This is a genomic window from Desertibaculum subflavum (assembly GCA_003576705.1).
Classification (GTDB): Bacteria; Pseudomonadota; Alphaproteobacteria; order Ferrovibrionales; family Ferrovibrionaceae; genus Desertibaculum; species Desertibaculum subflavum.
In genome coordinates this window covers 36,449-61,937 of the sequence record QOZS01000001.1, presented here as the reverse complement: position 1 = coordinate 61,937, position 25,489 = coordinate 36,449, and the positions used below count along the sequence as shown (strand labels likewise).

The window sequence follows — 25,489 nt, the reverse complement described above, 5'->3', positions numbered from 1 at the left end:
GGCTGCGCCGCGCGCGTCTCGGCCTCGACGATTGCGCGCGCCGAACGGCCGGCTTTGTTCTGATGGGCGCTCAACCTGGCTCCTTTCCGCCGCCACGCCGATGGCGGAATGCGCCGGGAGCCTGCCGGTTCCAAGGCTGGCAGCCCCAATTACCGGTGTCCCCGCGGAGGTGGCCGCCGATTCGCTGCTCGGCCGCCAGGCCCGAGGGGTACCAGCCGCCCGAAACCGGCGCCATGGCCATGGTTTCTCCGTCTAGCCATCCCGTTGGATACAATGGTAAACCGACGATTACGGATGCTAGGCCATATGGACGATCGACCTATTTCCGGTTGCCGTGCCATAGCAGTGGACGTAGCCTTTACGTGGGAGGGCTGGGTGCCGCGTGCCGGCCGTGCAACGAGAAATCAGGAGAAAGCGGAGAAATTCAATGTCAGCCATCACCCAAAAGGTCCGCAAGCCCCGCGCCAAGCCGCTGGACGGACATATCGGACAGCGGTTGCGGCAGCGCCGCACCCTGATCGGAATGAGCCAGGAGAAGCTGGCCGACGCAGTCGGCCTGACGTTTCAGCAGATTCAAAAATACGAGAAGGGTACGAACCGCATCGGTGCCAGCCGGTTGTGGCAGTTCTGCAGGGTTCTGGACGTGCCGCCGTCCTATTTCTTCGAAGCGATTTCGGGCACGCCCTATGCCGACGAACCGATGTCGGCCATCGTGACGGTGCCGACCAAGGGCCGCAGCAAGGACCCCCTGACCCGCCGGCAGACGCTGGAACTCGTCCGCGCCTATTACCGCATTGCCGATCCGAACGTTCGCCGCAACATCTTCGACCTGGTGAAGAACCTGTCCGAGGCCGGAGCGGCGACGGCCGAAGCGACGACCGCCTGAGCGATCGACAGCACGTACTCAATACGGTGTCATGAAGTGGAACCCAATCGCGGGCCGGAAGGGCCCGGGCGGGGATACGACAGATAATCCCATCGCGCGCGCCAAGGCGGCGCGCGAGGTGTGCGACTATCTGCTCGACGAAGTCGGCCAGCTCGGCATCGAGGATGCGGTACGGCTGGTGGATGCCGCCGCGGCCGCCCTCGACGACTGGCTGCAGCAACACAAGGCGTCCGCCCGCCGCCCACCGCGCCCGCCGACCGCACCCCGTTGAACCGGCCGACCGTTCAGATCTGCAGGACGACCTTTCCGATCGAACGCCGGGCGCGCAACTCGGCCATCGCGTCGCGAAAGGCCGCCAGCGGGTAAAGCCCGGCCAGCCGCGGGCGGACTTGTCCGGCCTGCATCAGGGCGAAGATATCCGCCATCATGCCTTGCACTCTGGCGGCGAAGGCGGATCGGCGATCGACCGGACTCCAGCCGATATACTCGCCGAAATTGAACCCGCAGGCGGAGGCGTTCTTCAGCAGGAGCAGATTGCCCGGTACCTGCTGGATGCGGCCGCCGGCGAAGCCGATGACGACGATCCGGCCATCAGGCGCAATGCAGCGCAGGGATTGGTCGAACGCATCCCCGCCGACCGGGTCGTAGATCACGTCGACGCCGCGCCCTTCCGTCAGCGCCAGGACCGCCTCGCGGAAGCCTTCCGTGGCGATGACATGGTCGGCGCCATGTTGCAGGACGATCTCTCGCTTGGCCGAGCTGCTCGCGGTGGCGATGACACGGGCGCCGAGCGCCTTGCCGAGCTCCACCGCCGCAAGCCCGACGCCACCCGCCGCGCCGTGCACCAGCAGGGTCTCGCCCGGCTGCAGCCGGGCGCGCCAGGCAAGGCCGCCATAGGACGTGCCGTAGGAAAGCGGAACGGCGGCCAGCGCCGGCCCGGGCTCGATGCCCGGCGGGATCGGATAGACAGTCTCCTCGCGCAGTGCGACATATTCGGCATAGCCGCCCCAATCGATCGCGGCGACGACGGGGTCGCCCGCCCGCAGCCGAGTGACGCCGGCCCCGACGGCGGCGATCTCGCCGACCACGTCCGTGCCGGGCGAGAACGGCAACGGTGGCTTGCGCTGGTACTTGCCGGCGACGACGAGCTGGGTCGCGAAGGAGACGCCGCAATAGGCGATGCGGATCAGCACCTCGCCCGGGCCGGGCTCCGGCACCGGGACATCCTCGATCTCAAGCTCGTCGTAGTCGCACCAGCGCCGGCAGATGACGGCGCGCATCAGCCGACCGCGCCCGAGGCCCTGAGCTTCGCGATTTCGGCGGCGCCCAATCCGGCGCCGCGCAGGATCTCGTCGGTATGCTCGCCGAGCCGCGGCGCATGCGCAGATCCGCTGCCCTGCTTCGGCACCGGCACGCCGGGAATGCCGACCACCGGGATGCTGCCGGTGCGATCATGCTCCAGCCAGTTCACCGCGCCGACCTCCTTCACATGGGCATCGCCCAGAAAGTCGTCATAGGAGTTGACGCGCATGTGCAGCACGCCCTTCTCGGCCAGGATCTTCTCCCACTCCGCCGTGCTCTTGGTGAGGAAGGCGGCCTCCAGCACCTTGTTCAGCTCCGCCCGGTTGTCGACGCGCTTCTGCCGCGTGTCGTAGCGCGGGTCGGTGATCAGGTCGGGCCGGCCTACCGCCTCCATGGTCGCGGCATAGTGGTGATCGCGCATCGAGCTGATCATCACAAAGCCGTCGGCCGTCTTCATCATGCCGGCCGGATAGTAGAGCGGCTGCGGATTGCCGTGCTCCAGATGATGCTCGATCACCTTGGCACCCTGCAGCGCGGCGAAGGCCTGCATCAGGCTGCTGTCGATATACCCGCCCTTGCCGAAGCGGAACTTCCGCATCAGTGCCGCCTGCACCGCCTGGAAGGTGTAGATGCCGGTCACCACATCGACGATGATCATGGCGTTGCGCTGCGGCACGCCCGCGGCGCTGCGGTTCATGTGCATGAAGCCGGAGAAGGCCTGGATCAGGCCGTCCACTGTCGGGGTGTCGCGCCGCGGCCCCTTCTGGCCGAAGCCGGTGACCGAGGCGTAAACGAGGCCGGGATTCTTCGCCGACAGCTCCTCGTAGCCGAGGCCGAGCCGCTGCATCACGCCGGCGCGGAAGCTCTCGACCACCACGTCGGCAGAGGCGGCGAGCTTCTGCGACAGGGCCTTGCCCTCGGGGTTCTTGAGGTCGATCACGATCGACTTCTTGCCGCGGTTGAAGGCGATCGAATGCGCGCACTGGTCGTCGAACCGCCTGCCGAGGCCGCGGCCCCAATCGCCTTCCGGCGGCTCCACCTTGATCACCTCGGCGCCGTACAGCGCCAGCAGCATGGTGCAATGCGGGCCCGCCACGCCCTGGGTCGCGTCATAGACCTTCAGCCCCTGATAGGGCAGCTCTTCCTGGCTCATCGCTTCCTCGACGTTTCCGACTTTTTGTTGGACCAAATCTATTGGCGCTTCGCCAGGCTCGCCGCGCGCATGGCGGAGAGCGTGGTGCGCGTGGTGATCACATCCGGGTCGATCCTGAGTTCCATCACCACCGGCTTGCCGGCCTTCAGCGCACGGTCGAGCGCCGGTTCGAACTCTTCGGTGCGCGTCACCATCTCGCCATGCGCGCCGAAGGCCCGCGCATAGGCGGCGAAATCCGGATTGACCAGCGTGGTGGCTGGATTGCGGCCCGGATACTCGCGCTCCTGATGCATGCGAATCGTTCCGTACAGGTTGTTGTTCACCACCATGGCGATGACATTGGCGCCGTACTGCACCGCCGTCGCCAGCTCCTGTCCCGACATCAGGAAGCCGCCATCGCCGACCCAGGCGATGCAGACGCGATCGGGGTGCGTCAGCTTGGCGCCGAGTGCGGCCGGATAGCCATAGCCCATGGCGCCGTTGGTCGGACCCAACTGACTCGGATATTTGGTGAAGCGCCAGTAGCGGTGCAGCCAGCCGGAGAAATTGCCGGCATCGTTGGCCATGATCGCATCGGCCGGCAGCTTGCGCCGCATCACCTCGACGACCGCGGCAAGGTCGAGCGCGCCGGGCTTAGGGTGATCCGGCTTCTGGCCAGCTTCGAAGGTAGCGCGCGCCGCCTTGGTCCCGGCCCGCCAGGTGCCGGCTTCGACCGGCTTAATCGCCCGCGCCGCGGCGGCGAATTCCGGCATGCCGGCATTGATGTAGAGCGCCGCCTGATAGACCCGGCCAAGCTCTTCCGCGTCCGGATGAATGTGGATCAGCTTCTGGCGGGGCACCGGCGGCGTGAACAGCGTGTAGCCCTGGGTGGTGATTTCGCCGAGCCGTGCGCCGACGACGATGACAAGATCGGCCGACTTCATGCGCTCGACTAGGGCCGGTGCCGTGCTGGTGGAGCAGTCGCCGATATAGCAAGGCGAGGCGTTGTCGAACTTGTCCTGGCAGCGGAACGAGACAGTGGCCGGAATTTCGCTCGCCTCGGCGAAGGCGGTGATGTCGGCGACGGCTTGCGCGTTCCAGCCGCCGCCGCCGATCAGCAGCACCGGTGACTTGGCGCCGGCCAGCAGTTCGCGGAATCGCTGCATGTCCGCTGCCGAAGGGCTCGGCCGTACCGGTTGGAAGGGCGCGCAATCGACCGCGTCGACCTTGTCGACCAGCATGTCCTCCGGCAGGCCGAGCACGACCGGACCCGGACGGCCGGATGTCGCCGTCTGGAAGGCGCGCATCACCATCTCGGGGATGCGTTCTGCGTCGTCGATCTCGGCCGTCCACTTGGTGGTGTGACCGAACATCGCCTTCAAGTCGATCTCCTGGAACGCCTCCCGCTCCTTCATCTCGCGGGCGATCAGGCCGATGAACAGGATCATCGGCGTCGAATCCTGGAAAGCGGTGTGCACGCCGACCATGGCGTGGCTGGCGCCGGGACCGCGGGTCACGAAGCATATCCCCGGTCGACCGGTCAGCTTGCCGTACGCCTCCGCCATCTGGCATGCCGGCGCTTCGTGACGGCAGGTGACGAGGCGTAGCCGGTCCCGCACATCGTGCATCGCATCGAGCGCCGCGAGATAACTCTCGCCCGGCACACAGAAAGCGAGATCGGCCCGGTGGATCAGCAGCTGGTCGATCAGCACCTGGCCGCCGGTCCTGAGATTTCCCTTTGCTGTCATGCACTTCCCCTCAGCCGGGCCCGGCCCGCAGCGGGCTGCATTGTGATTGCCGGCGCGCGAAACGACAAGCGCCGCCGCCAGGGAACCGGCATGCCGAACCTGCAACTCAGTGCGTTGGCGGCGGCCCTTCCGGCTTCCGCGCCGGCCTCAGGGCGCCTTGCGGCGTACCCAGGCGCCGATCGCCTGCATCATGGCATCTGCCTGCGCCAGCTGGTCGCGCGCGATCCACTCGTCCGGCCGGTGCGCCTGGTCGATCGAGCCCGGACCGCAGACCACCGCGGGGATGCCGGCCTCCTGGAAGAAGCCCGCTTCGGTGCCGAAGGGTAGCGGTACGGCCGGACCGGCGGCGCCGAGCTCGGCCATCATGGCCGCGGCGGTCGGATCCGGCCGCGGCAGCGGCGGCACGCGGGCGATCGCGCGGCTCGCGATTCCGACCCGGTTGCCGCGCGTCGAGGCGATGAAGTCGTCGACGGCGGTGCAGATCCGTCGCGCAGCGGCGCCGTCGCCGGGGCGGAACTCCCAGGTCACGGCGCAGCGGCAGGGCACGATGTTCAGCGCGGTGCCGCCGTCGATCCGCCCCACGTTGACCGTCGTGCCGGATCCCTGATCCAGGACGCGCGGAATGGCGTCCAGCACATAGCGGACGAAGTCCGCTGCCGGGGCGATGGCGCTGGTGCCGAGCGAGGGATCGCTCGAATGCGCAGCCTGCCCTTCGAACACCGTCTCGAAGGCGAGGCAGCCGCGATGGCCGTCGCCAAGGCGCATGTCGGTGGGTTCGCCGATGATCGCCAGCGCCGGCGGCGCCACATGCGCCGTCATGTCCTGCACCAGTCGGGAGATGCCGAGGCAACCGAGCTCCTCGTCATAGCTGAATGCGAGATGGATCGGCCGGTGCAAGCCATACGCCGCCCAGCCCGGCACCGCGGCGAGGCACGCGGCAATGAAGCCCTTCATGTCGGCGGCACCGCGGCCATGCAGGCGACCGTCGCACTCGGTCAGCACGAAAGGATCGCTCTGCCAGGCCTGATCGTCGACCGGCACCACGTCGGTATGACCGGACAGCACGATGCCGCCCGACCGGTCGGGCCCGAGGCTCGCCAGCAGATTGGCCTTGGCGCCATCGTCGTTCCGGGTGAAACGCAAGCGCGCGCCCTGCCCCTCCAGGAACTCGGCAACCCAGTCGATCAGTTCGAGATTGGAGTTGCGCGAGTTGGTGTCGAAGCCGACCAGCAGGCGCAGGACGTCGATCGTATCCACAGGGTTGTCTCAGGCGAAGCCGATGCGGATGCGGCGATTGTGCCGTCCCTTGTTCTCGATCTTCAGGATGCGGACGCGCCGCGAGCCGCCGGTCGAAGCCAGATGCGTGCCGCCGCAGGCCTGGGCATCGAGCCCGGCGATCTCGACGATGCGCACGTTGCCGTCGGCGTCGGGCGGCGGCGCGACCGAGCGCGAGCGCAACAGGCCGTTCACCTCCATCGCCTCGTCGAGGGGCATGTAGCGATCGGAGACTGCCAGGTCCTGCCGTATCGCATCGTTGATCGCGGGCTCCAGCGCGCGCAGGCGGTCGTTGTCGGCGCCCGGCAGGTCGCAGTCGATGCGCGCGGTGCCGTCGTCGTTCATCTGCGCGCCGGTGACCAGCGCGCCGTCGAAGCTCTGGAACACCAGCGCGTTGACGATGTGCAGGTCGGTATGCAGCTCGCGCATCATCTGTCGGAAGACGGGATCGACCGCCGCCTCGACCGTGCCCGTGACCTCGATCGGTTCGGCAAGCTTGATCCAGAGCCGGCCGCCGGCGCTCTCGAACCCCGCAACTGCGACCTCCCCGCCCTGCCAGCGGATCACACCGCGGTCCGGCAGCTGGCCGCCGCCGCCCGGATAGAACGGGTGCCGGGCCAGCAGCACGGCGCCGGGCCGGGCATCGGCCACCTCGGTTTCGGCGGTCAGGGTCTCGGGGAATTCGTGACAGAAATAGCGCGCCATCGTGCGACCTCTCGGAGCCGCATCAGGATTCCCGCAACCTGCCCGCCCGTATTGGCGAAAATTGCGGCCCTCAGGCGACCGCGCGCGCGTACTGTCCGGGCGTGATGCCGTAGACCCGGCGGAAATGCCGGTTCAAGGCGCTCTGGTCGTAAAAGCCGGCGGCGCCGGCCGCTTCGGCCGGCGCCAGACCAGCCCGCAGGTGCCGGATCGCCGCGGCAAGCCGGATCTGGGTCAGATAGACATGCGGCGTCAGCCCGGCGGTACGGCGGAACAGGCCGATCAACTGGAACGGCGTCAGGCCGACAGCCTGCCCGATCGTATCGAGCGTGAGGGGCTCGGCATGCCGTTCCTGCATCAGTTCCCTTGCCTGGCGCAGCAGCGTGCGGTCGCGCGGCATCGGGTTTCGCGGCCGCGCTGCATCGGCCCGGGTAAACAGCAGGCCGAAAGCATCGGCCATCCGCTCCCGTACCGCGAACGGCTCGGCCGGACCGTCCAGTGCGTGATGCAAGTCGCGGAAGGCATCGGCAAGTGCCGGATCCGGCAGCAGGCTCTCGCAGAAATATGGCTCCCGATCGAATCCGGTCAGGCTCAGCAGGACCGCCAGCGCCGGCCGCTCCAGGTAGAACGACCGATAGTGCCAGCGCCGGCTGCGCCCCATGCGCCCGGAATGCGGCTCGTCGGGGTTGAACACCAAAGTGACGCCTGGCGTCGCCTCTTCGGTCCGGCCACGCGCCTTGAACTCGGAGCCGCCATCCTCGGTCACCGCGATCACCAGCGCGTCATGGCTGTGCGGCGCATAGTCGTGCCGGGCGAAATCGGCGTGCAGCAGGCTGAGGCCCGGCAGGACCGGGTCGCGCCAGTAGCGGGCCAGATTGTGGCGATTGGATCGCGGCATCAGACGAATTCCTGGCTCGAGACTAGCGCCGATGGCGCCGAATAGGCGAATCAGCGTAACGTCGGCGTCCGACCCACCCCGAGAGCGAGGCGCGCATGCCCTGTTCCCGCATCGAGACCGGCGCCGGTTGGATCGGCCATCGCCATTTTGACGTGATCGACGCCGTGCAGACGGCGCTGGAGGACGTGCTCGGCATCCCCGACTGGGACCGCGACGTCGTGCTGACCGAGCACCCGATCGACAAGCGTATCGTGCCCTCCGGCCGGTCGGAGATGTTCACCCGTATCGAGATCGTGCTGTTCGCCGGCCGTTCGCACGCCGCCAAACGAGCCCTCTACAAGCAGGTTTGCGACAATTTCGAAGCACTGGGCGTGCCGCGCGGCGACGTCAAGATCGTCCTGATCGAGACCCCGCGGGAGAATTGGGGTATCCGCGGCGGCCAGAGCGCGGCCGATATCGAGCTTGGCTTCGAGGTCGCGATCTAGCGTGACCAATTAAGGTTTACGGGCGCGTCAGGTCCCCGCCGCTTGGCAGGCTGCCGCCTGCCTGCTAAGCGGTGCTGAGAGGTCGAGGAACGCAAGCCGGGAGCCGGAACGCCCCAATGCCCACGCGCAAGAAGCCGCTCGTCGTCGTCACGCGCAAACTGCCCGACGCCATCGAGACGCGGATGATGGAGCTGTTCGACACCCGCCTCAGCGCCGACGACCATGCGATGAGCCAGGCCGAGCTGACCGAGGCGGTGAAGACGGCCGACGTGCTGGTGCCGACGGTGACCGACCGGGTCGACGCCCATGTGCTGGCCCATGCCAATCCGAACCTCAGGCTGATCGCAAGCTTCGGCACCGGCGTGGACCATATCGACCTCGCCTCCGCCCGCCAGCGTGGCATCACCGTGACCAACACGCCCGGCGTGCTGACCGAGGACACCGCCGATATGACCATGGCGCTGATCCTGGCCGTGCCGCGCCGCATCACCGAGGGCGAGCGGGTGCTCCGCGAGGGCAATTGGCGCGGTTGGTCGCCGACCTGGATGCTGGGCCACCGGATCTGGGGCAAGCGGCTCGGCATCATCGGCATGGGCCGGATTGGCCAGGCGGTGGCGCGACGGGCGCGCGCCTTCGGCCTTTCCATCCACTACCACAACCGCAAGCGCCTGCCGGCCGAGGTGGAGCAGGAGCACGAGGCGACCTATTGGGAGAGCCTGGACCAGATGCTGGCCCGCATGGACATCATCTCGGTCAATTGCCCGCACACGCCGGCGACCTATCACCTGTTGTCCGCCCGCCGGCTCGAGCTGCTGCAGAAGCACGCCTATATCGTCAACACCGCCCGCGGCGAGGTGGTGGACGAGAACGCGCTGACCCGGCTTCTGCGCAAGGGCCAGATTGCCGGCGCCGGCCTGGACGTGTTCGAGCACGAGCCGGCGGTGAACCCGAAGCTGCTGGAACTGCCGAACACCGTGCTGCTGCCCCATATGGGCTCGGCCACCATCGAGGGTCGGATCGACATGGGCGAGAAGGTCATCATCAACATCAAGACCTTCGTCGACGGCCACACCCCGCCCGACCGCGTGCATCTCGGTATGCTTTAATCAAGGCCCGGCCGGCAATTGTACAGCCGCCGCCCGGAATAGCCTGACGCCCGGGAGCGTTCATGGGGTGAACGAGGAAGAGAACGCCGCCCCCGTGGGCCCGGACCAGATCCGCGACGCCGTGGTGGCGGAGATCCCGCATCTCCGCCGCTATGCCCGCGCGCTCCTGCGCGACGCCACCGCCGCCGACGACCTGGTGCAGGACTGCCTGGAGCGGGCGCTTGGGCGGCTGCATCTCTTCCAGCCCGGAACGAACTTGCGGAGCTGGCTCTTTGCCGTGCTGCACAACCTGTTCATCAGCCAGCGCCGGACCCAGGCGCGGCGGCGCGACGAACCGATGGCCGAGCCACCATCCCCGGCGGTGCCGCCGGTTCAGACGGCGAGGCTGGAGGCACGCGACATGGGCAATGCTCTCGCCCAGCTACCGGCGGAGCAGCGCGTCGTGGTGCTGCTGATTGGCCTGGAGGACATGAGTTATCGCGAGGCGGCCGATGTGCTGGGCGTGCCGATCGGCACGGTCATGTCGCGCCTCTCGCGCGGCCGCGAGCGCCTGCGCCTGCTGATGGAAGGCCCGCCGGTGGAAGGATCGGGCGAGCCGGTGCTGAGGCGGGTGAAATGAGCGACACCGGCGCGCACCGCCCAGTCGACGAGACCATGCTGCACGCCTTCCTCGACGGCGAGCTCGATGCCGCCGGCCGCGTCGAGGTGGAGCAGTGGGTGGCGCGGCATCCGGACGACGCGGCACGTCTCGCTGCCTTCGGCCGACAGAAGGCGGCGCTGCACGCCGCGTTCGACCGCGTGACGGAGGAAACGGTGCCGACCCGGCTGCTGCAGGCCGCCCGCCGGCGCCGCCAGGCGACGCCCTGGGCGCGAATAGCGGCGGCGCTGGCCCTGCTGGTCGCCGGGGCCGCGGCTGGCTGGTTCGGCCGCGACATCGCAACCGGCCCCAACCGCAGCGTGACGCTGGCCGAGCGCGCCATCGGCGCGCATGTGATCTACACGGCCGAGGTACGCCACCCGGTCGAGGTGACATCGGCCGAGGAGGAGCACCTGGTCCGCTGGCTGTCGCGCCGGCTCGGCCAGCCGCTCAAGCTGCCCGACCTGCGTCCGGTCGGTTTCCGTTGCATGGGCGGCCGGCTGCTGCCCGATGACGGCCGCCCGGCGGCGCAATTCATGTACGAGGACGAGACCGGCCGGCGGCTCACGCTCTATCTGCGTGTGATGCCGGAGGGACGCGACACCGCCTTCCGCTTCGTGCACGAACGCGACGTCTCGGCCTTCTACTGGATCGACGGCAAGTTCGGCTACGCCCTGACCGCCAACCTGCCCCGCGACCGCCTGCTCCAGGTGGCGACGGCGGTCTACGAGGCGGGCCCGAAATAGACGGTCAGCCGACCGCGAACATCCCACGCAACTCGCCGATCGCCGCCATATCCCGCATCCAGGCGAAGGAGCCTTGCTCCTTCATGGCGCGCGCTGCGTTGGTGAAGCTCGCCAGCGCGAGGCGATTGAGCGCGCCGCCGACGCTGATCCGCTTCGCGCCGGCTTCGGCGAGCTGCGATGCCGTGATGTCGCGTTCGAGCCAGCCGGTCACGACGTTGAACGGGCGCTTCACCGCGGCGCAGATCTCGCGCACCTCCGCCAAGGTGCGGATCCCCGGCGCGTAGAGCACGTCGGCGCCGGCGGCTTCGAAGGCCTGCAGGCGCCGGATCGTGTCGCCCATGTCGCTCCGGCCATGGAGGAAATTCTCGGCGCGGGCGGTCAGCATGAACGGGACCGGCAGTAACCGCGCCACATCGGCCGCGGCGCGCACGCGCGCCACCGCAAGGTCGAATTCGTAGATCGGCTCCTTCGGGTCCCCCGTCGCATCCTCGATCGAGCCGCCGGCGGCGCCGGCCTCCGCGGCGAGCCAGATCGCCTCCGCGGCCGCCTCCGGCGCATGGGCGAAGCCGTTCTCGAGATCGACATTCACCGGCAGGTCGGTCGCTTCCACGATGACCCGCGCATTGTCGATCACTTCCGCGCGGCTGACACGGCTATCGGCGCGGCCGAGCATGTTGGCAAGGCCCAGGCTGGTGGTGGCGAGCGCCTCGAAGCCGAGCGCCGCCAGTATCTTCGCCGTGCTGGCTTCCCAGGGATTGGGAATGATGAAAGCACCCGGCCGTTCGTGCAGGGCGCGGAAAATAGCGGCCTTCTCTGCTTGTGTGCGCATCGTGCTGCTCCTGATGTCGAGGCTGAGATGCGTCAACCTCGCCTTGGCAAGGCAAGTTGTCGAATGCATAGTTCATTGCAGATATATCAGGATTCCTGATCGATGGATTTCGACGAGGTCCAGACCTTCGTGGCGATCGCGGAGCTCGGCGGCTTCACACGCGCCGGCGCGCGGCTGCACCGTTCGCAGCCGGCGATCAGCCGTCGCCTCGGCCTGCTGGAACAGAAGCTCGGCGCCCCGCTCTTCGAGCGCATCCGCGGCCGGGCGCGGCTGACCGAGGCGGGCCGCGCCTTCCTGCCGCATGCGGAGGGCGCACTCGCCGCGCTGAAGGATGGGCGCGAGGCGGTGCGCGATCTGCAGGGTGGCTTGCGCGGCACGGTCTCGCTCGCCCTGGTCGGAACGCTGGCGGATACCCAGATTGTCGACGCGCTGCGCCGCTTCGGCCGGCGCGCCAGGGACGTGCGGCTCGAATTGCGCACGGCTTCCAGCAGCGAGGTGACCGATCTCGTCCGGCGCGGCGAAGCGACCCTGGGCCTGCGCTACTTCAACGCCGAGCGGCCGGAGCTCGCGTCCCATGCGGCGGGCGGCGAGGCAATGCTGGTGATCGCCGCCGCGGGCCACCCGTTGGCCGGGCGGCGGGTGCGCGACGCCCGGGCGCTCGCGGCCGAGCGCTGGATCGGCTTTCCGCCGAGCCCGGGCGAGCGCGATTCCTCCGGCCACGTGCTGGCACGCCAGCTGGCACGCGCCGGACTGCACGACGCCGACGTCACCCTGATCGACAGCCTGACGGCACAGAAGCGCCTTGCGCAGGCGGGTTTCGGCCTCGCGCTGGTGCCGGAAAGCAGCGTGCGCGACGAGCTGCGCCAGGGCGCGCTGATCGCGCTCGACGTGCCTGCCCTGCGGACCACGATCCCGGTGACGGCGATCCACCGCAAGGCTGGCTATCTCAGCCCGGCGGCAAAGTCGCTGCTCGCGGCGCTGGTCAGCAATCCGCTGCGGGCGCGTCGGCGCCCCGCAAGCTGACCGGGCCGCGGCCATGGCGGGATTCCCGATCGACGACTTCTCGCTCGACAAGGCGATCGAGCTCAACAACCGCCACGCTGCCGAGCTGTCGCACCAGACGCCCGACCAGTTTCGCCGCCTGATCGGGCTCGCCTGCTATGCGCGTTGGAGCGTCGGCCGGTCGGGCTTCCTGATCGCGCTCGACGAGCGCGCGCCCTACGCCAATCCGAACTTTGCCTGGTTCAAGCAGCGCTACCCGGCCTTCGTCTATATCGACCGCGTCGTGGTGGAAGCGCCGCATCGCGGTCGTGGCGTGGCCCGTGCGCTGTACGAGGATCTGTTCGCCGAGACGCGCCGCTCCGGCCGCTCGCGCATTGTCTGCGAGGTGAATGCGGAGCCCCCCAATCCCGCTTCGGACGCGTTTCATGCGCGTCTCGGCTTCAGCGTGGTCGGGACGGCCCATCTCGTCGATCGGCAAAAGACCGTGCGCTACTTCTGCAAGGCGCTCGATTGACCGGTGCCGCTCACATGGTGAGCACGAGCGACAGCCGATCCTCGTCGACCGCGATCGCCTTGGTCGCCCGGCGGGGTAGCGGCGTCTTGGTGCGGATGCAATGCGCCACCATCAGGGCGGCCACGGCCTCCGGCTTGAGCTCGATGGTGGTGGGCTCCCCACGGGCGGCCATATAGATCGTCACCGCCAGGGTGCCGTTCGTGTCGCGGATCGCCAGCTCGGCGATCCGATCCTCCTTCTTTACGCCCCGGGTCGCCTGCAGATAGGCCTGAACGGCCGCCGACAACTCATTCATCGAGAAGGTGAGTTTGCGCAACTCGCTAATCATTGCCCCTCCGGTTCCTTCCTTTTCCGTCCGAGAATCCGGACCCCCGGCGCCACAAATGTTGTACTCACGAACGATTCGCTACGCTCCCCATTCAGTATAAACAATGGTTGCAGTTTCTCGACATTTGGTGGCTGATTTTTGAAATGCTGCCATGCGCCCCTGTGGCGGGACCACCGTCCGGGCGGCCCCTCGCGTGCGGCGGAGACCCCGCGTCAGGCCATCGACAGGACGAGGGCGACGCGGTCGTCGTCCACCACGATCGACTTGGTGGCGCGCCGCGGCAGCGGCGTCCGCGTGCGTATGCAATGGGCGACCATCAGCGCCGCCAGCGCCTCCGCCTTGAGCTCGACCGAGCTCGGCTCGCCGCTCACCGCCGGATAGATGGTGACGGTTACCGCGACGTTGTGCGGATCGGTGATGGCGACGCCGCCAAGCCGGTCATCCTTGGCCATGCCGCGCGTGGCCAGCAGGTAAGTGGTGATGGCCGCCGCCAGCTCGTCGGTCGAGAAGGTCAGCTTGCGCCATTCCGTGATCATTTGGCTTCCCTGCCTCGGGATGCGGCAATGCAGGTTTGCCGGCACGCTCCCGATTCGCGTGACGCAATCTACCCCTTCCCTGCCTCGCCACGCAGCCGCTCTTGAGCATCGCGCATTCGGCCGCGATTGCGGCGGAGGGCGCTGCTCAGACAGTCCGGCCTTGCCGGGCGACTGAAAAAGCCCCTTCCGTTCAACGGTGATGCCGGCCGAAACGGGCGCGACGAGCAGCCGCAGCCCGGCGCTACCGCCGCGCGGCCTGGACGATACAGCCGTACCAGCCGAGGCCGCGATAGGTCTCGTAGCCGGGCGTCAAGTGGAAGGCGACAGTCGCGCCCTGGGAATCGGTATAGCTGCCGGTATGCCGGCCTTGCGTCTCGATCGGAAAGGTCTCGTTGAAGACGCCGCGCCCGTCGGAGGCGGCGATGATCCGGCGCTGTGCGTCGAGCAGCAGGACGCGCGAGTGCGACTTTTCCTCCTCGGTCAGCCGCACGCCCTTGACCACGGCCTCGGCCTGTGGGCCCCAGTCGAAATGAATGCCCAGCGCGCCCTGCACGCGGCCGTGCATCTCGCCGCCTTCGCGCACCGCGGCGGCATAGGTCGCGACCGGCGCGTTGCCCAGCGCGCCGCAGGTATTGGCATCGGCCACCGTGTAGTCGTCGCCGCTTGCCGCCGCCATGGCCTGCTGGAACCAGCCTTCCGACGAGACGTCGAGGCCGCGCAGGCCCGGATAGCGGTCGGGCCGGCCATGTGCCACCACCTTGCCCTTGGTGTCGCAGAGCCAGAGATCGAGATAGACGGTATAGGCACCGAGGATGACGCCGAGCCGCTTCTCGGCAAAGGCAATGCGCTCCGGAGTCGGCTCGGCCAATGCGTCGACCACGGCGGAATCGGTGGCCCACCAACGCACGTCGCAGGTGCGCTCATAGAGGTTGCGGTCGATGATCTCGATAGCGTTGAGGCAGAGGTCCTGCAGGCGCTGGCCGCGGGTCTGCACGATCATGCGCTCGCCGACGGTGCGGAGCTGCTCGAAGGCGCCGGCGAGCCCGCTCTGCATCTCGCGGGCGAGGCGCTCCACTTCGAGCGAGACGTTCTTCACCTCGGAGGCGACGACGGCGAAGCCCTTGCCGGCCTCGCCGGCGCGGGCCGCCTCGATGGTAGCGTTCAGCGCCAAGATCTTGGTCTGGCCGGTGATGCCCTGGATGGCGCGGCCCTTTTCGGCAGCGATGCGTCCGGCGGCGTCGGCAAGCTCCAGCACCCGCTCGGGCGAGGCGTTCTCGCTATCGGTCGACGCGGCCTCGCGGCGATCGCGCATCTTGCTCTCTTCGGCCAGGGCATTCATCGGCGGTCTCGGCGCAGTCGGTGGTCGATCCGACAATGGGCGGAACGTGACAGCCGCTCGTGCGCACGTGATCGGCCATCACGGGCGAGCAGAATTCACCACATCCCTTGATAAAATCTTCACGCGAAAAAGAAATGCAGATCGCACGCGACTGCACGTCTTTTGTTCACCTGACGTATTATTGGGCAGAACACTCGGAGAAATGCATGAAACGGGCGTTGGAAGGTCTACGCGTGCTCGACTTGTCGCGTTACGTGGCAGGACCGCACGGCACCATGCTGCTCGGCGATCACGGCGCCGACGTGGTGAAGGTGGAGCCCCCCGACCGCGGCGACCCGGCCCGTGGCATCGACCGCCATCTGGGTCCGCCGGACAGCCTGTTCGCCATGACGGTGAACCGCAACAAGCGCAGCCTCGCGCTCGACCTGCGGAAGGCCGAAGGCATAGCACTGCTCAAGGACCTCGCGGCCAAGGCCGACATCATGGTGGAGAACTTCAAGCCCGGCACGCTCGAAGCTATGGGTCTCGACTACGCCAGCCTCGCGGCACCCAACCCGCGGCTGATCCTGGTTCGCATCTCGGGCTTCGGCCAGACCGGACCTTGGGCGGAGCGGCCCGCCTATGACGCGATCGCACAAGCCGCGAGCGGGCTGATGGACCTGACCGGATCGCCCGACGGACCGCCCACCATGGTCGGCACCATCGTGATCGACTACACGACGGCGCTGCACGCCATGCTCGGCGCCATGATCGCCTTGCAGGCACGCGAGCGCACGGGGCGCGGCCAGGAGGTGCATGCCTCGCTGCTCGACGGCATGGCCTCCATGCTGATGACCGCGATCCCGGAGACGCTGCTGTTCGACCGCGAGCCGACCCGGCACGGCAACCGCGACCGGCTGATTGCGCCGTCGAACAGCTTCCGTACCGCGGATGGGCAATGGGTACACCTGATGACGGTGACCGACGATCAGTTCAACCGCCTCGCGCCCGCAATGGGCCGATCCGACCTGATCGAGGATCCCAGATTCGCGACCACCCTGCCCCGCATGCAGAACGGCGCCGAAGTCGAGGCGATCACCGCGGATTGGGTGGCGCGCACGCCGCTGACCGAGGTCCTGGCCGTGCTGCAGGCGGCGGGAATTCCCTCCTCCAAGGTTACGACGGTGGCAGAACTCGCCCGCAGCGAGCAGATGCAAGCCCGTCGCCGCATCGTCGAAATCGAGCATCCTGTGGCGGGGCGCGTCCCCGTCGCCGCACATCCGATCGAGCTTTCCGTCACGCCGGCGGTCGAAGGCGGTCGAGTGCCCACACTCGGCGAGCACACGGCGGCCGTGCTTAAGGACTGGCTTGCACTGGACGAGCGTGAGATCGCCGCGCTGCGCGAAGCGGCGGTGGTCGCCTAGGCGTGGCCTGAAAGGTCCTTGATCGTCGCCTGCGGGCCGCAGAGCGGGCAGGCGGGATCGGGTTTCAGGCGCACGGTGCGGACCGCGGTCGAAAGCGCGTCGTAGATCAGGAGCCGGCCCGACAGGCTGTCGCCGATGCCGATCAACTCCTTCAGCACCTCGGTCGCCTGCAGGGTGCCCATCACGCCGGCGACGGCGCCGAGGATGCCGGCCTCGGCGCAGTTCGGCCGCGAATCCGGGGGCGGCGGCTCGCGGTAGAGGCAGCGGTAGCAGGGATGCCCGCCGCCGCCCTCTGTCCCTCTGATATGCGACTTGAAGGTCGAGAGCTGGCCATCGAACTGCACGACGGCAGCCGAGACCAGCGGCTTGCCGTAGAGGTGACAGGCATCGTTGATCAGGAACCGGGTGTCGAAATTGTCGCTGCCGTCGGCGACCAGATCGACGGCGCCGATCAGCTCGCGCGCATTGCCCGCAGTGATGCGCGTCGCATGCTCGACGATCGTGACTTCCGGATTGATCGCGCGGAGCTGCGCGGCCGCCGAGGCCGTCTTCCGCTCGCCCACCCGCGCCGTGGTGTGGGCGATCTGGCGTTGCAGGTTGGAGAGCGAGACGGTGTCGTCGTCGACCAGGTGCAAGGTGCCGACGCCGGCGGCGGCGAGGTAGAGCGCGAGCGGCGAGCCGAGTCCGCCCGCACCCACCACCAGCACCCGGGACGATTTCAGCTTCTGCTGGCCGGCGCCGCCCACCTCGCGCAGCACGATGTGACGGGCATAGCGGTCGAGCTCGGAATCGGAGAGTGGCATCGCCCGAGGGTCAGAGCCCGTCGAATAGCGGCGTCGAGAGATAGCGCTCGGCGAAGGAGGGGATGATGGTCACGATCTTCTTGCCCGCCATCGCCGGCCGCTGCGCCACTTCCAGCGCCGCCGCGATCGCCGCACCGGAGGAGATGCCGACCGGAATGCCGTCGAGCCGGGCCACCTGGCGCGCCGTCTCGAACGCCGTCTCGTTGCCGATGGTCAGGATCTCGTCGATCACCTTGCGGTCCAGGATACCCGGCACGAAATTCGCGCCGATGCCCTGGATCTTGTGCGGACCCGCCTTGCCCTTGGAGAGCAGCGGGCTGTCCTCCGGCTCCACCGCCACGACGTGGACCGAGGGCTTGCGGCTCTTCAGCACCTGGCCGACGCCGGTGATGGTGCCGCCAGTGCCGATGCCTGAGACGAGTACGTCGACGCCGCCGTCGGTATCGACCCAGATCTCCTCCGCCGTGGTGGCGCGGTGGATCGCCGGATTGGCCGGATTCTCGAACTGCTGCGGGATGATGGCGCCCGGGATCTCCTTGAGCAGCTGCTCGGCGCGCTTGACGGCGCCGTCCATGCCGCCCTCCTTCGGCGTCAGGTCGAGTTCGGCGCCGAGAATCTTGAGCATCTTGCGTCGCTCGATCGACATCGTCTCCGGCATCACCAGGATCAGGCGATAGCCTTTGGCGGCGGCGACGAAAGCAAGGCCGATGCCGGTATTGCCCGAAGTCGGCTCGATCAAGGTCGCGCCGGGCTTGAGTTTGCCGGAAGCTTCCAGCGCCTCGATCATCGAGACTCCGATGCGGTCCTTGACGCTCGCCAGCGGATTGAAGAATTCGAGCTTGGCCAGAACCTCGCCCTTGGCACCCGCCTCCTTGGCGATGCGGTTCAGGCGCACGAGCGGCGTCGAGCCGATGGTGTCGACGATCGAGTCATAGATCCGGCCGCGCGGTGCGGCGCGGCGGGCGGTCAGCGTGGCGGCATCGTTCATTGACGTTTCCTCCCGAAATCAGATGGTGAAATCGGCCCGGGGCTGTGCCACCAGCGGCACGTCGCTCAGCTGCGCGGTCGAGCAGAGATCCTCGAGCGTGGTATGGTCGAGCCGCTTCTCGAGCTCAGCTCTGAGGTCGTCCAGTAGCGGCCGCACCACCTTGATGCCGATCGGCGAGCCAGGCTCCGCCGCTTCCTCGCCGTTCTCCGGATCTTCGAAGCCCTCGATCGCGCGGATCACCTCCCCGACCGAGATCCGCCGCCGCTCCCGCGCCAGCGTATAGCCGCCGCGGGGCCCCCGCACGCCTTTCAGGATTCCGGCCCGCACCAGCTGCTGCATCACCTGTTCCAGATAGCGCGGCGGAATGCCTTGTCGACGGGTGATCTCCTTCGCCTGCACCGGATCGGGCCGAGCGTTGTAAGCGATGTCAACCACCGCCTCGAGGGCGAACAGGGTGCGGCGAGGCAATCGGAGCATATCGTCTCAGCTCTTGGTTCCGGTCGAGCCGAAGCCACCGGCGCCGCGGGCGGTCTCGGTGAGCGCATCGGCTTCCACCAGACGGGCGTGGGTGACCGGCGCCACCACCGCCTGGGCAATGCGCATGCCGCGCTCCACCACGAAGGCCGCCTCGCCCAGATTGACCAGGATCACGGCGACCTCGCCGCGATAATCGCTGTCGATCGTGCCGGGGGAGTTCAGCACCGTGACACCGTGCTTGGCGGCAAGGCCCGACCGCGGCCGGACCTGCGCCTCGAAGCCCGGCGGCAGCGCCATGGCGAAGCCGGTCGGCACGAGGGCGCGGGCGCCGGGCGCCAGCGTCACCGGCGTCGCGACAGCGGCGGCCAGATCGAAACCTGCGGCGCCCTCCGTCGCATAGGCCGGCAGCGGCAGGTCGGCCGCATGCGCAAGGCGCTTGATCTCGACCACGGCCTTGCTCATTGCCCGCTCCCGTTCAACGCCTCGGCGATGCGCCGCGCCAGGCGTTCGGCTATCTCGTCCTTCGAGGCGGTCGGCCAATCCTCGAAGCTCTCGCCCGCCAGCAGATGCACGGTGTTGCGCGCGCCGCCAAAGGTGCCGGTGCCGGGGCTCACATCGTTCGCCACGATCCAGTCGCAGCCTTTGCGCGCGCGCTTGGCCTTGGCGTTCTCCTGCAGCTTCTCGGTCTCCGCCGCGAAGCCGATGACGAGACGCGGCCGCTGCTTCTTGCGCTTCGACAAGCTCGCGAGGATGTCCGGGTTCTCCGCGAGCGCGAGCGTGGGCAGCGGCTTGCCGTCCTGCTTCTTCAGCTTCTGCGCCGCTTCGGTGGCCACGCGCCAATCGGCGACAGCGGCCGCGCACACCGCGACATCGAACGGCAACGCAGCTTCGCAGGCCGCCAGCATGTCACGCGCGGATTCCACCCGCACGATGCGGGCGCCGGCGGGGTCCGGCTCGTGCGTCGGGCCGGAGACCAGCACCGTGTCCGCCCCGAGCCGCACGAGCGCCGCGGCGATCGCGTGCCCCTGCTTGCCCGAAGAGCGGTTGGCGATATAGCGCACCGGGTCGATCACCTCGTGCGTCGGCCCCGAGGTGACCAGCGCCTTGACGCCTTTCAGCGGCAGTTCGGCACCGCCGAAAAAGGCTTCGATCGCGGCGACGATCTCGAGCGGCTCCGCCATCCGCCCCGGCCCGTATTCGCCGCAGGCCATGTCGCCGTCGTTCGGGCCGACGAAGCGGACACCGTCCGCCTTGAGCCGCGACAGGTTCCGCTGCGTCGCCGGATGATTCCACATCCGCACGTTCATCGCCGGCGCGGCCAGGACCGGCTTATCGGTGGCGAGCAGCGCCGTGGTGGCAAGGTCATGCGCGAGGCCGCCCGCCATTCGCGCCAGGATGTCGGCAGTGGCCGGCGCGACGACCAGCAGATCGGCATCGCGCGACAGCTGGATATGGCCCATCTCGGCCTCGTCGGTCAGCGAGAACAGTTCGCCATAGACCTTGTCGCCGGACAGCGCCGAGACGCTGAGCGGGGTCACGAATTCGGCGCCCGACTTGGTCAGAATGCAGCGCACGGCGGCGCCACGCTCGCGCAGGCGGCGGATCAGGTCGAGGCTCTTATAGGCCGCGATTCCGCCAGCGATGACCAGCAATACGCGCTTGCCCGACAGGGTTGCCGACATTCATACATTCTCCAAGTGTGATTATTCTACATTGCCGCCCGAGGAACCGCAAACAAGGGAAATTATCGCGGCCAATCAGCAGGATGATATCCAAGCGGAACGGCCGGACGGAGCCAATGGGCGGGTGTCTCGCTGAGCTGCACCGCCGGCCCGAGGTGGCGCAGACGCCCCATCGGCGTCTCCGTGTCGACCGAGAGCGCTGCGATCTCCGGTTCGGGCGCGTCCTCCGGCACGGTTGCCAGCGCGGCGGGATCGACCACTCCCTGCCCGGCGATCCAGTGCCCGGTCTGGGCGAGCGAAACGCGGACCAGCCAGCTGCCGCCCTCGGTCGCCCGCCGGGCCAGGGCCACCATGGCGCCGAACGCCATCAGATAGCCGCTCACATAATCGATGGCGGAAACCGGCAGGAAGCGCGGCCCCTTGCTGCCGCCCTGCTGCACCGCCATGCCGCTCACCGCCTGCACGACCGTGTCGAAGCCGCGCCGCGCCGCCCAGGGTCCGCGATGCCCGAAGGCGCTGAGCGTCACGCAGACGATGCCGGGACGCAGCCGCATCAGCTCCTCGGGGGAAAATCCGCGGTCATCCAGAGCGCCCGGCCGGAAGGATTGCGAGAACACGTCCGCCTCGCGGGCCAGACCGCGGAGCCGATCGCGCCCCGCCGCCTCGCGCAGGTCGAGATGCGCCGAAAGCTTGCCGTGCCCGGTGTCGTATTCGATCCAGCCGGAATGCGGCAGATGCGGTCCGGCGATCTTCAGCACATCGGCGCCGTGTTCGGCCAGTGTGCGGGCACAGGTCGGCCCCGCCAGCACGCGCGTCAGGTCGAGCACGCGGATGCCCGCGAGTGGCCGGTCGCCGTCGGGCAGCGGCTCGCGCGGCGCGTCGCCGATGCGGACGATCTCGAGCAGCGGCAGCTCCGCAACTGCCGCAGCCTGGGGATGCTCTGCCCATTCCGCAGCGCTGCGCACCATCACGCCGACGCCGCCCGCCGCTACCACGGCCTCTTCCAGCTCGGCCGCCTCGCGCCGGCTGGCCGCGCCGGCCGCGGCCGCGCGCTCCGGCGCTGTCCCCAGTACCGACAGCATGGCGTCGCGATGGTTGGGGAAGTTGCAGTGGAAGTAGATGAAGCGGCCGTCCCGCGTCGGATAGATGCCGCTCAACGGATCCCATGGGCTGTCGAACGGCTTGCCGTCGAGGCGCAGATAGCGCGAGCTGCGCAGCGACAGGGCAGCGGCGCGCACGTTGACGGCTATCTTCTGCCGCCGGCCGGTGCGCAGTTGCCACAGATCGCTTGCGGCAAGGCCGACGGCGGCCAGCGCCGCTGCGCCGGCCGTGCCGACGCGGTACGGCGTCTGCACCACGGGGTCCGAACCGGTGAAAATCGGCTCCTCCGGCGAACCGGTGCCAGCCTGCCTGAGGATGTTCCGCAAAGCCCCCATCGGCATCTCGACATCCTCCCTGGTCCGCACCGAGGCTAGCGATCGATCAGCCAGAGCACCACGGCGCCGAGCGCAATCGCCCAGGGCAGCCAGTCGCGACGGCGCGTCACCGCGACGATCGGTTCGGGCATCGGCTGGCCCAGCCGATCGATCAGGGCCGGCAGGCTCTGCACCAGCCGCGCGCCGTCGCGCGCCGCATCCAGCAGCCGCGTTTCCGGCGACAGGTTGTCGCGCGCCCAGGGCTCCACCACCGGCCGGGCCGCGGCCCAGAAGTCGATCTCCGGGTCGAGCGTGCGGGCCACGCCTTCCACCGTCACCATGGTCTTCTGCAGCAGCAGCAGGTGCGGCTGCGTGCGCATGCCGAAGGCTTCGGTGATGGCGAAGAGCTGTGCCAGCAGCCGGCCGAACGAGATCTCATTCGACGGCCGATCGAGGATCGGCTGGCCGATGGCACGGCAGGCCAGCGCGAAGGCATCGACGGATCGGTCCGCCGGCACGTAGCCGGCGGCGAAATGCACTTCGGCCGCGCGGCGCCAGTCGCCGCGCAGGAAAGCCCCCAGCATGTCCGCCATGAAGAGCCGCGTCCGCCGGTCGAGCCGCCCCATGATGCCGAAATCGACCGCGACCAGCGCACCGTCGGGCGCGACGAACAGGTTGCCGTGATGCGGATCGGCGTGGAAGAAGCCATGCGCCAGCGCCTGGGTCAGGAAGCTCTGAATCACCGCCGCGGCGATCTGCTTGCGGTCGTGCCCGGCCGCTTCGATCGCCGCTATGTCGTCGACGGGAATGCCGGTGACACGCTCCGTCGTCAGCACCCGCTGGCCGGTACGCCGCCAATCGGCTTTGGGGACCCGGTACACCGCCGGCTCGGCGAACATCTCGCCGAGCTCCGCCGCCGCCGCGGCTTCGAAGCGCAGGTCGATCTCCATCGCCACGGTTTCGGCAACCGTCTCCACCACGGCGCTCGGGCGCAGGCGGCGCAACTCCGGCACATGGCGCTCGAGCCTCGATGCCAGCCAGCGGAACAGCGCAAGGTCGCGGCGCAGTGCCGCCTCCACGCCCGGCCGCAGCACCTTGACCGCAACCGGGCCGTCAGGCGTCTCGGCGAAATGCACCTGCGCGATCGACGCCGCCGCCACCGGCTCGCGATCGAAATGCACGAACAGCGCATCGAGCGGCAGGCCGAGCTCCGCCTCTATCGTCGCGATCGCCGCGGCGGTGGGAAACGGTTCCAAATCGTCGCGCAAGCGGCCGAGATCCTCCGCCACATCGGCGCCGACGAAATCCGGCCGCACCGAGAGCGCCTGGCCGAGCTTGATGAAGCTCGGCCCCAGCTCGACCAGCGCACCGGCCAGCCTCGCACCGGGCCGCTTACGGCGCGCGCCGGCCATGGGTCGGCCGGCGAGGAAGCGCAGCAGCGCTGCCGCCGGCCGGGAGACGCCGCCCGCCTCCAGCGGCAGCTCGACGCCGTGGCGGCCCAGCGTCCGCCAGATGCGCCAGAGTTCGCCCGCATGTCGAAGCGCGCGTAGCACGGCTCAGATGCGCCAGGCCGAGTGCAGCGTGACCACACCGCCGGCCAGCCGTCGCTGGCGCACGCGTTGCAGGCCGGCCGCGCCAAGCATGGCGGCGAAGCGCTCGTCACTCGGAAAGCGGCGGATGCTCTCGATCAGGTACTGGTAGGGCTCGGCCTTGCCGGTCACCAGCTCGCCGAGCTTCGGCAGCACCTGGAAGGAATAGAGATCGTAAAGGCCGCTCAAGCCGACATCCGGCCGCGGTCCGAACTCCAGGCAGAGAAAATGCCCGCCCGGCTTCAGCACCCGCCGCGCCTCCGCCAGCGCTTTTGGAATGTCGGTGACATTGCGGATACCGAAGGCGATCGTATAGGCCTCGACCGAACGATCGGCCACCGGCAGCGCCTCGGCATTGCCGACCAGCCAATCGATCCGATCCAGGATGCTGCGATCGATGGCGCGGTCGCGCCCGACCTCGACCATGGCCGGGTTGATGTCGCATACGACCGCGCGCGCCGTGGCGCCGGCCCGGGCGAGGAAGCGGAAGGCGATGTCGCCCGTGCCGCCCGCCACGTCCAGCAGCGTCATCGCCCCGCGCGGGTTGAGCCAGTCCAGCATCGCCTCCTTCCACCGGCGATGTAGGCCGAGCGACATCAGGTCGTTCATCAGGTCGTAGCGGTCGGCGACGCGCTCGAACACCTCGCGTACCAGGCCTGCCTTGGCATCGCGCGGCACGCGGCGGAAGCCGAAATCGACCTCGTCGGTGGGGCTCTCGGTCATGCGCGGCGGACCATAGCGGAGAGGCCCACGCGTATCCATGCGCAGATGCCGCACCCGGAATTGCTGCCGCTGGTCAGGCAAGTCGCCGCCCGCTAGCTTGCCGCCATGCCCGAACTGCCCGAAGTGGAGACCGTCTGCCGGGGGCTGCGCCCCGCCCTCGTGGGCAAGCGGATCGCCCGCGTGCGCGTGATGCGGCCCGATCTGCGCTGGCCCCTGCCGGCGGGCCTGGGCCAGGCCCTGACCGGGCGCCGGGTCGAGGCGGTGGACCGCCGGGCCAAATACATCCTGGTCCGGCTCGACGACGCCAATTTGATGCTGGCGCATCTCGGCATGACCGGCAGCATGCGGGTGCGGCCGGTCGATCCGACGCGGGCATTGCTGCCGCACGACCATGTGATCCTGGAGACCGAGGACGGCATCAGCGTCACGTTTCACGACCCGCGCCGCTTCGGCATGATCGACCTGGTGCCGGCGGCGGAGATGGCGCGGCACAAGCTGCTGGCCGAGCTTGGCCCCGAGCCGCTGGAGGACGCCTTCAACGCGGCGGCGCTGTCCGCCGCGCTCGCCGGCAAGCGCACGCCGATCAAGGCCGCGCTGCTGGACCAGACGGTCGTGGCCGGCCTCGGCAACATCTATGTCTGCGAGGCGCTCTACCGGGCCGGCATCGGCCCGCGCCGGCTCGCGCAAAGCGTCGGCGGCGCACGCGCCGAGCGGCTCGTCACGGCGATCAAATCAGTGCTGCAGGCGGCGATCGAGAGCGGCGGCTCGACGCTCCGCGACTATGTCCAGGCCGATGGCGAGCTCGGCTATTTCCAGCACCGCTTCGAGGTCTATGACCGCGAAGGCCAGGCCTGCCTGCGTTGCGGCAACGCGCACGAGATCAGGCGGATCGTGCAATCCGGCCGCTCCACCTTCTATTGCGGCCGCTGCCAGCGCTGATGCGC

Annotated in this window: 27 protein-coding genes and 1 pseudogene; 10 read left to right on the top strand and 18 right to left on the bottom strand. The window is 68.7% G+C overall.

From position 1 onward, the window contains the following. The first annotated feature begins 427 nt into the window (after positions 1–427). Positions 428–886 (top strand): helix-turn-helix domain-containing protein, encoded by a 459-nt coding sequence (locus DT074_RS00335; protein WP_119417803.1) that lies wholly within the window; start codon positions 428–430, stop codon positions 884–886. A 31-nt stretch (positions 887–917) separates the two neighbouring features. After that, a complete protein-coding gene (locus tag DT074_RS00330; protein ID WP_119417802.1) occupies positions 918–1,157 on the top strand; it encodes a hypothetical protein in 240 nt (79 codons plus the stop codon). Between the two features lie 13 nt (positions 1,158–1,170). On the opposite strand, the gene DT074_RS00325 is transcribed toward DT074_RS00330, so the two are convergent. The 6 genes from DT074_RS00325 to DT074_RS00300 all read right to left on the bottom strand — a co-directional run bounded on the left by DT074_RS00325 (position 1,171) and on the right by DT074_RS00300 (position 7,943). After that, positions 1,171–2,166, bottom strand: coding sequence for an NADPH:quinone oxidoreductase family protein (locus tag DT074_RS00325; protein WP_119417801.1), 996 nt, complete (start codon positions 2,164–2,166; stop codon positions 1,171–1,173). Beyond that, positions 2,166–3,341: a CaiB/BaiF CoA transferase family protein gene (locus DT074_RS00320; RefSeq protein ID WP_119417800.1), complete on the bottom strand. Its 1,176-nt coding sequence runs from the start codon at positions 3,339–3,341 to the stop codon at positions 2,166–2,168. The genes DT074_RS00325 and DT074_RS00320 overlap by 1 nt, the downstream gene beginning before the upstream one ends. A gap of 38 nt (positions 3,342–3,379) precedes the next feature. Then, a complete protein-coding gene (locus DT074_RS00315; protein ID WP_119417799.1) occupies positions 3,380–5,068 on the bottom strand; it encodes a thiamine pyrophosphate-binding protein in 1,689 nt (562 codons plus the stop codon). Positions 5,069–5,215: 147 nt separating this feature from the next. Then, a complete protein-coding gene (gene argE / locus DT074_RS00310) occupies positions 5,216–6,325 on the bottom strand; it encodes an acetylornithine deacetylase (RefSeq protein WP_119417798.1) in 1,110 nt (369 codons plus the stop codon). Between the two features lie 9 nt (positions 6,326–6,334). After that, complete coding sequence (locus DT074_RS00305; RefSeq protein ID WP_119417797.1) at positions 6,335–7,048, bottom strand: alanyl-tRNA editing protein; 714 nt, start codon at positions 7,046–7,048, stop codon at positions 6,335–6,337. A gap of 70 nt (positions 7,049–7,118) precedes the next feature. After that, positions 7,119–7,943, bottom strand: a complete 825-nt coding sequence (locus DT074_RS00300; protein ID WP_119417796.1) for an AraC family transcriptional regulator — start codon at positions 7,941–7,943, stop codon at positions 7,119–7,121. 95 nt (positions 7,944–8,038) lie between these two features. Between DT074_RS00300 and DT074_RS00295 the strand changes: the two genes are divergently transcribed. From DT074_RS00295 to DT074_RS00280, 4 genes are all read left to right on the top strand, one after another. Continuing rightward, positions 8,039–8,428 carry a tautomerase family protein gene (locus DT074_RS00295; protein WP_119417795.1) on the top strand — a complete coding sequence of 130 codons (390 nt, stop codon included), beginning with the start codon at positions 8,039–8,041 and terminating at the stop codon, positions 8,426–8,428. Positions 8,429–8,544: 116 nt separating this feature from the next. Further along, positions 8,545–9,534, top strand: a complete 990-nt coding sequence (locus tag DT074_RS00290; RefSeq protein WP_119417794.1) for a 2-hydroxyacid dehydrogenase — start codon at positions 8,545–8,547, stop codon at positions 9,532–9,534. A gap of 109 nt (positions 9,535–9,643) precedes the next feature. After that, positions 9,644–10,153, top strand: a complete 510-nt coding sequence (locus tag DT074_RS00285) for a sigma-70 family RNA polymerase sigma factor (protein WP_438503656.1) — start codon at positions 9,644–9,646, stop codon at positions 10,151–10,153. Then, positions 10,150–10,917, top strand: coding sequence for an anti-sigma factor family protein (locus tag DT074_RS00280; RefSeq protein WP_119417793.1), 768 nt, complete (start codon positions 10,150–10,152; stop codon positions 10,915–10,917). Before DT074_RS00285 ends, DT074_RS00280 begins: the two co-directional genes overlap by 4 nt. A gap of 4 nt (positions 10,918–10,921) precedes the next feature. On the opposite strand, the gene DT074_RS00275 is transcribed toward DT074_RS00280, so the two are convergent. Next, positions 10,922–11,746: an isocitrate lyase/PEP mutase family protein gene (locus DT074_RS00275; RefSeq protein WP_119417968.1), complete on the bottom strand. Its 825-nt coding sequence runs from the start codon at positions 11,744–11,746 to the stop codon at positions 10,922–10,924. Positions 11,747–11,848: 102 nt separating this feature from the next. Here DT074_RS00275 and DT074_RS00270 point away from each other — a divergent pair, with 102 nt between their 5' ends. Next, complete coding sequence (locus DT074_RS00270) at positions 11,849–12,769, top strand: LysR family transcriptional regulator (RefSeq protein ID WP_119417792.1); 921 nt, start codon at positions 11,849–11,851, stop codon at positions 12,767–12,769. A 13-nt stretch (positions 12,770–12,782) separates the two neighbouring features. Continuing rightward, positions 12,783–13,262, top strand: coding sequence for a GNAT family N-acetyltransferase (locus DT074_RS00265; protein ID WP_119417791.1), 480 nt, complete (start codon positions 12,783–12,785; stop codon positions 13,260–13,262). 10 nt (positions 13,263–13,272) lie between these two features. Here the strand turns inward: DT074_RS00265 and DT074_RS00260 are convergent, their stop codons facing one another. The 3 genes and pseudogenes from DT074_RS00260 to DT074_RS00250 all read right to left on the bottom strand — a co-directional run. Next, positions 13,273–13,590, bottom strand: a complete 318-nt coding sequence (locus DT074_RS00260) for a hypothetical protein (RefSeq protein ID WP_119417790.1) — start codon at positions 13,588–13,590, stop codon at positions 13,273–13,275. A gap of 212 nt (positions 13,591–13,802) precedes the next feature. Next, on the bottom strand, positions 13,803–14,126 hold the full coding sequence (locus DT074_RS00255) for a hypothetical protein (protein WP_119417789.1): 324 nt from the start codon (positions 14,124–14,126) through the stop codon (positions 13,803–13,805). 241 nt (positions 14,127–14,367) lie between these two features. After that, positions 14,368–15,318: pseudogene (locus tag DT074_RS00250) on the bottom strand (cache domain-containing protein); the annotation flags it as partial. A gap of 353 nt (positions 15,319–15,671) precedes the next feature. Here DT074_RS00250 and DT074_RS00245 point away from each other — a divergent pair. Continuing rightward, positions 15,672–16,868 (top strand): CaiB/BaiF CoA transferase family protein, encoded by a 1,197-nt coding sequence (locus DT074_RS00245; protein WP_162914514.1) that lies wholly within the window; start codon positions 15,672–15,674, stop codon positions 16,866–16,868. Here DT074_RS00245 and DT074_RS00240 read toward each other — a convergent pair. The 8 genes from DT074_RS00240 to DT074_RS00205 form a co-directional block, all read right to left on the bottom strand. Then, on the bottom strand, positions 16,865–17,671 hold the full coding sequence (locus tag DT074_RS00240) for a HesA/MoeB/ThiF family protein (protein ID WP_119417787.1): 807 nt from the start codon (positions 17,669–17,671) through the stop codon (positions 16,865–16,867). The two genes, DT074_RS00245 and DT074_RS00240, sit on opposite strands and share 4 nt — an antisense overlap. Positions 17,672–17,681: 10 nt before the next feature. Further along, positions 17,682–18,659 (bottom strand): cysteine synthase A, encoded by a 978-nt coding sequence (cysK, locus tag DT074_RS00235; protein ID WP_119417786.1) that lies wholly within the window; start codon positions 18,657–18,659, stop codon positions 17,682–17,684. An 18-nt stretch (positions 18,660–18,677) separates the two neighbouring features. After that, positions 18,678–19,136 carry an RrF2 family transcriptional regulator gene (locus tag DT074_RS00230; protein WP_119417785.1) on the bottom strand — a complete coding sequence of 153 codons (459 nt, stop codon included), beginning with the start codon at positions 19,134–19,136 and terminating at the stop codon, positions 18,678–18,680. 6 nt (positions 19,137–19,142) lie between these two features. Next, the gene (dut, locus tag DT074_RS00225; protein WP_119417784.1) at positions 19,143–19,598 is read right to left on the bottom strand and encodes a dUTP diphosphatase; all 456 of its coding nucleotides are present in this window, start codon (positions 19,596–19,598) and stop codon (positions 19,143–19,145) included. Next, complete coding sequence (gene coaBC, locus DT074_RS00220; RefSeq protein WP_119417783.1) at positions 19,595–20,818, bottom strand: bifunctional phosphopantothenoylcysteine decarboxylase/phosphopantothenate--cysteine ligase CoaBC; 1,224 nt, start codon at positions 20,816–20,818, stop codon at positions 19,595–19,597. The genes dut and coaBC overlap by 4 nt, the downstream gene beginning before the upstream one ends. Before the next feature lie 62 nt (positions 20,819–20,880). Then, a complete protein-coding gene (locus DT074_RS00215; RefSeq protein WP_119417782.1) occupies positions 20,881–22,260 on the bottom strand; it encodes a CoA transferase in 1,380 nt (459 codons plus the stop codon). A gap of 29 nt (positions 22,261–22,289) precedes the next feature. Further along, entirely contained in the window at positions 22,290–23,786 is a 1,497-nt protein-coding gene (ubiB, locus tag DT074_RS00210; protein ID WP_119417781.1) for a 2-polyprenylphenol 6-hydroxylase, read from the bottom strand. Positions 23,787–23,789: 3 nt separating this feature from the next. Further along, positions 23,790–24,545 carry a class I SAM-dependent methyltransferase gene (locus DT074_RS00205; RefSeq protein WP_119417780.1) on the bottom strand — a complete coding sequence of 252 codons (756 nt, stop codon included), beginning with the start codon at positions 24,543–24,545 and terminating at the stop codon, positions 23,790–23,792. Between the two features lie 105 nt (positions 24,546–24,650). Here DT074_RS00205 and mutM point away from each other — a divergent pair, with 105 nt between their 5' ends. Then, on the top strand, positions 24,651–25,484 hold the full coding sequence (gene mutM / locus DT074_RS00200) for a bifunctional DNA-formamidopyrimidine glycosylase/DNA-(apurinic or apyrimidinic site) lyase (protein WP_119417779.1): 834 nt from the start codon (positions 24,651–24,653) through the stop codon (positions 25,482–25,484). Positions 25,485–25,489 lie beyond the last annotated feature (5 nt).

Coding starts and splice junctions, on each gene's coding strand:
- DT074_RS00335 (WP_119417803.1), top strand. CDS start 428: ATGTCAGCCATCACCCAAAAGGTCCGCAAGCCCCGCGCCAAGCCGCTG.
- DT074_RS00330 (WP_119417802.1), top strand. CDS start 918: ATGAAGTGGAACCCAATCGCGGGCCGGAAGGGCCCGGGCGGGGATACG.
- DT074_RS00325 (WP_119417801.1), bottom strand. CDS start 2,166: ATGCGCGCCGTCATCTGCCGGCGCTGGTGCGACTACGACGAGCTTGAG.
- DT074_RS00320 (WP_119417800.1), bottom strand. CDS start 3,341: ATGAGCCAGGAAGAGCTGCCCTATCAGGGGCTGAAGGTCTATGACGCG.
- DT074_RS00315 (WP_119417799.1), bottom strand. CDS start 5,068: ATGACAGCAAAGGGAAATCTCAGGACCGGCGGCCAGGTGCTGATCGAC.
- DT074_RS00305 (WP_119417797.1), bottom strand. CDS start 7,048: ATGGCGCGCTATTTCTGTCACGAATTCCCCGAGACCCTGACCGCCGAA.
- DT074_RS00300 (WP_119417796.1), bottom strand. CDS start 7,943: ATGCCGCGATCCAATCGCCACAATCTGGCCCGCTACTGGCGCGACCCG.
- DT074_RS00295 (WP_119417795.1), top strand. CDS start 8,039: ATGCCCTGTTCCCGCATCGAGACCGGCGCCGGTTGGATCGGCCATCGC.
- DT074_RS00290 (WP_119417794.1), top strand. CDS start 8,545: ATGCCCACGCGCAAGAAGCCGCTCGTCGTCGTCACGCGCAAACTGCCC.
- DT074_RS00280 (WP_119417793.1), top strand. CDS start 10,150: ATGAGCGACACCGGCGCGCACCGCCCAGTCGACGAGACCATGCTGCAC.
- DT074_RS00275 (WP_119417968.1), bottom strand. CDS start 11,746: ATGCGCACACAAGCAGAGAAGGCCGCTATTTTCCGCGCCCTGCACGAA.
- DT074_RS00270 (WP_119417792.1), top strand. CDS start 11,849: ATGGATTTCGACGAGGTCCAGACCTTCGTGGCGATCGCGGAGCTCGGC.
- DT074_RS00265 (WP_119417791.1), top strand. CDS start 12,783: ATGGCGGGATTCCCGATCGACGACTTCTCGCTCGACAAGGCGATCGAG.
- DT074_RS00260 (WP_119417790.1), bottom strand. CDS start 13,590: ATGATTAGCGAGTTGCGCAAACTCACCTTCTCGATGAATGAGTTGTCG.
- DT074_RS00255 (WP_119417789.1), bottom strand. CDS start 14,126: ATGATCACGGAATGGCGCAAGCTGACCTTCTCGACCGACGAGCTGGCG.
- DT074_RS00245 (WP_162914514.1), top strand. CDS start 15,672: ATGAAACGGGCGTTGGAAGGTCTACGCGTGCTCGACTTGTCGCGTTAC.
- DT074_RS00240 (WP_119417787.1), bottom strand. CDS start 17,671: ATGCCACTCTCCGATTCCGAGCTCGACCGCTATGCCCGTCACATCGTG.
- cysK (WP_119417786.1), bottom strand. CDS start 18,659: ATGAACGATGCCGCCACGCTGACCGCCCGCCGCGCCGCACCGCGCGGC.
- DT074_RS00230 (WP_119417785.1), bottom strand. CDS start 19,136: ATGCTCCGATTGCCTCGCCGCACCCTGTTCGCCCTCGAGGCGGTGGTT.
- dut (WP_119417784.1), bottom strand. CDS start 19,598: ATGAGCAAGGCCGTGGTCGAGATCAAGCGCCTTGCGCATGCGGCCGAC.
- coaBC (WP_119417783.1), bottom strand. CDS start 20,818: ATGTCGGCAACCCTGTCGGGCAAGCGCGTATTGCTGGTCATCGCTGGC.
- DT074_RS00215 (WP_119417782.1), bottom strand. CDS start 22,260: ATGCCGATGGGGGCTTTGCGGAACATCCTCAGGCAGGCTGGCACCGGT.
- DT074_RS00205 (WP_119417780.1), bottom strand. CDS start 24,545: ATGACCGAGAGCCCCACCGACGAGGTCGATTTCGGCTTCCGCCGCGTG.
- mutM (WP_119417779.1), top strand. CDS start 24,651: ATGCCCGAACTGCCCGAAGTGGAGACCGTCTGCCGGGGGCTGCGCCCC.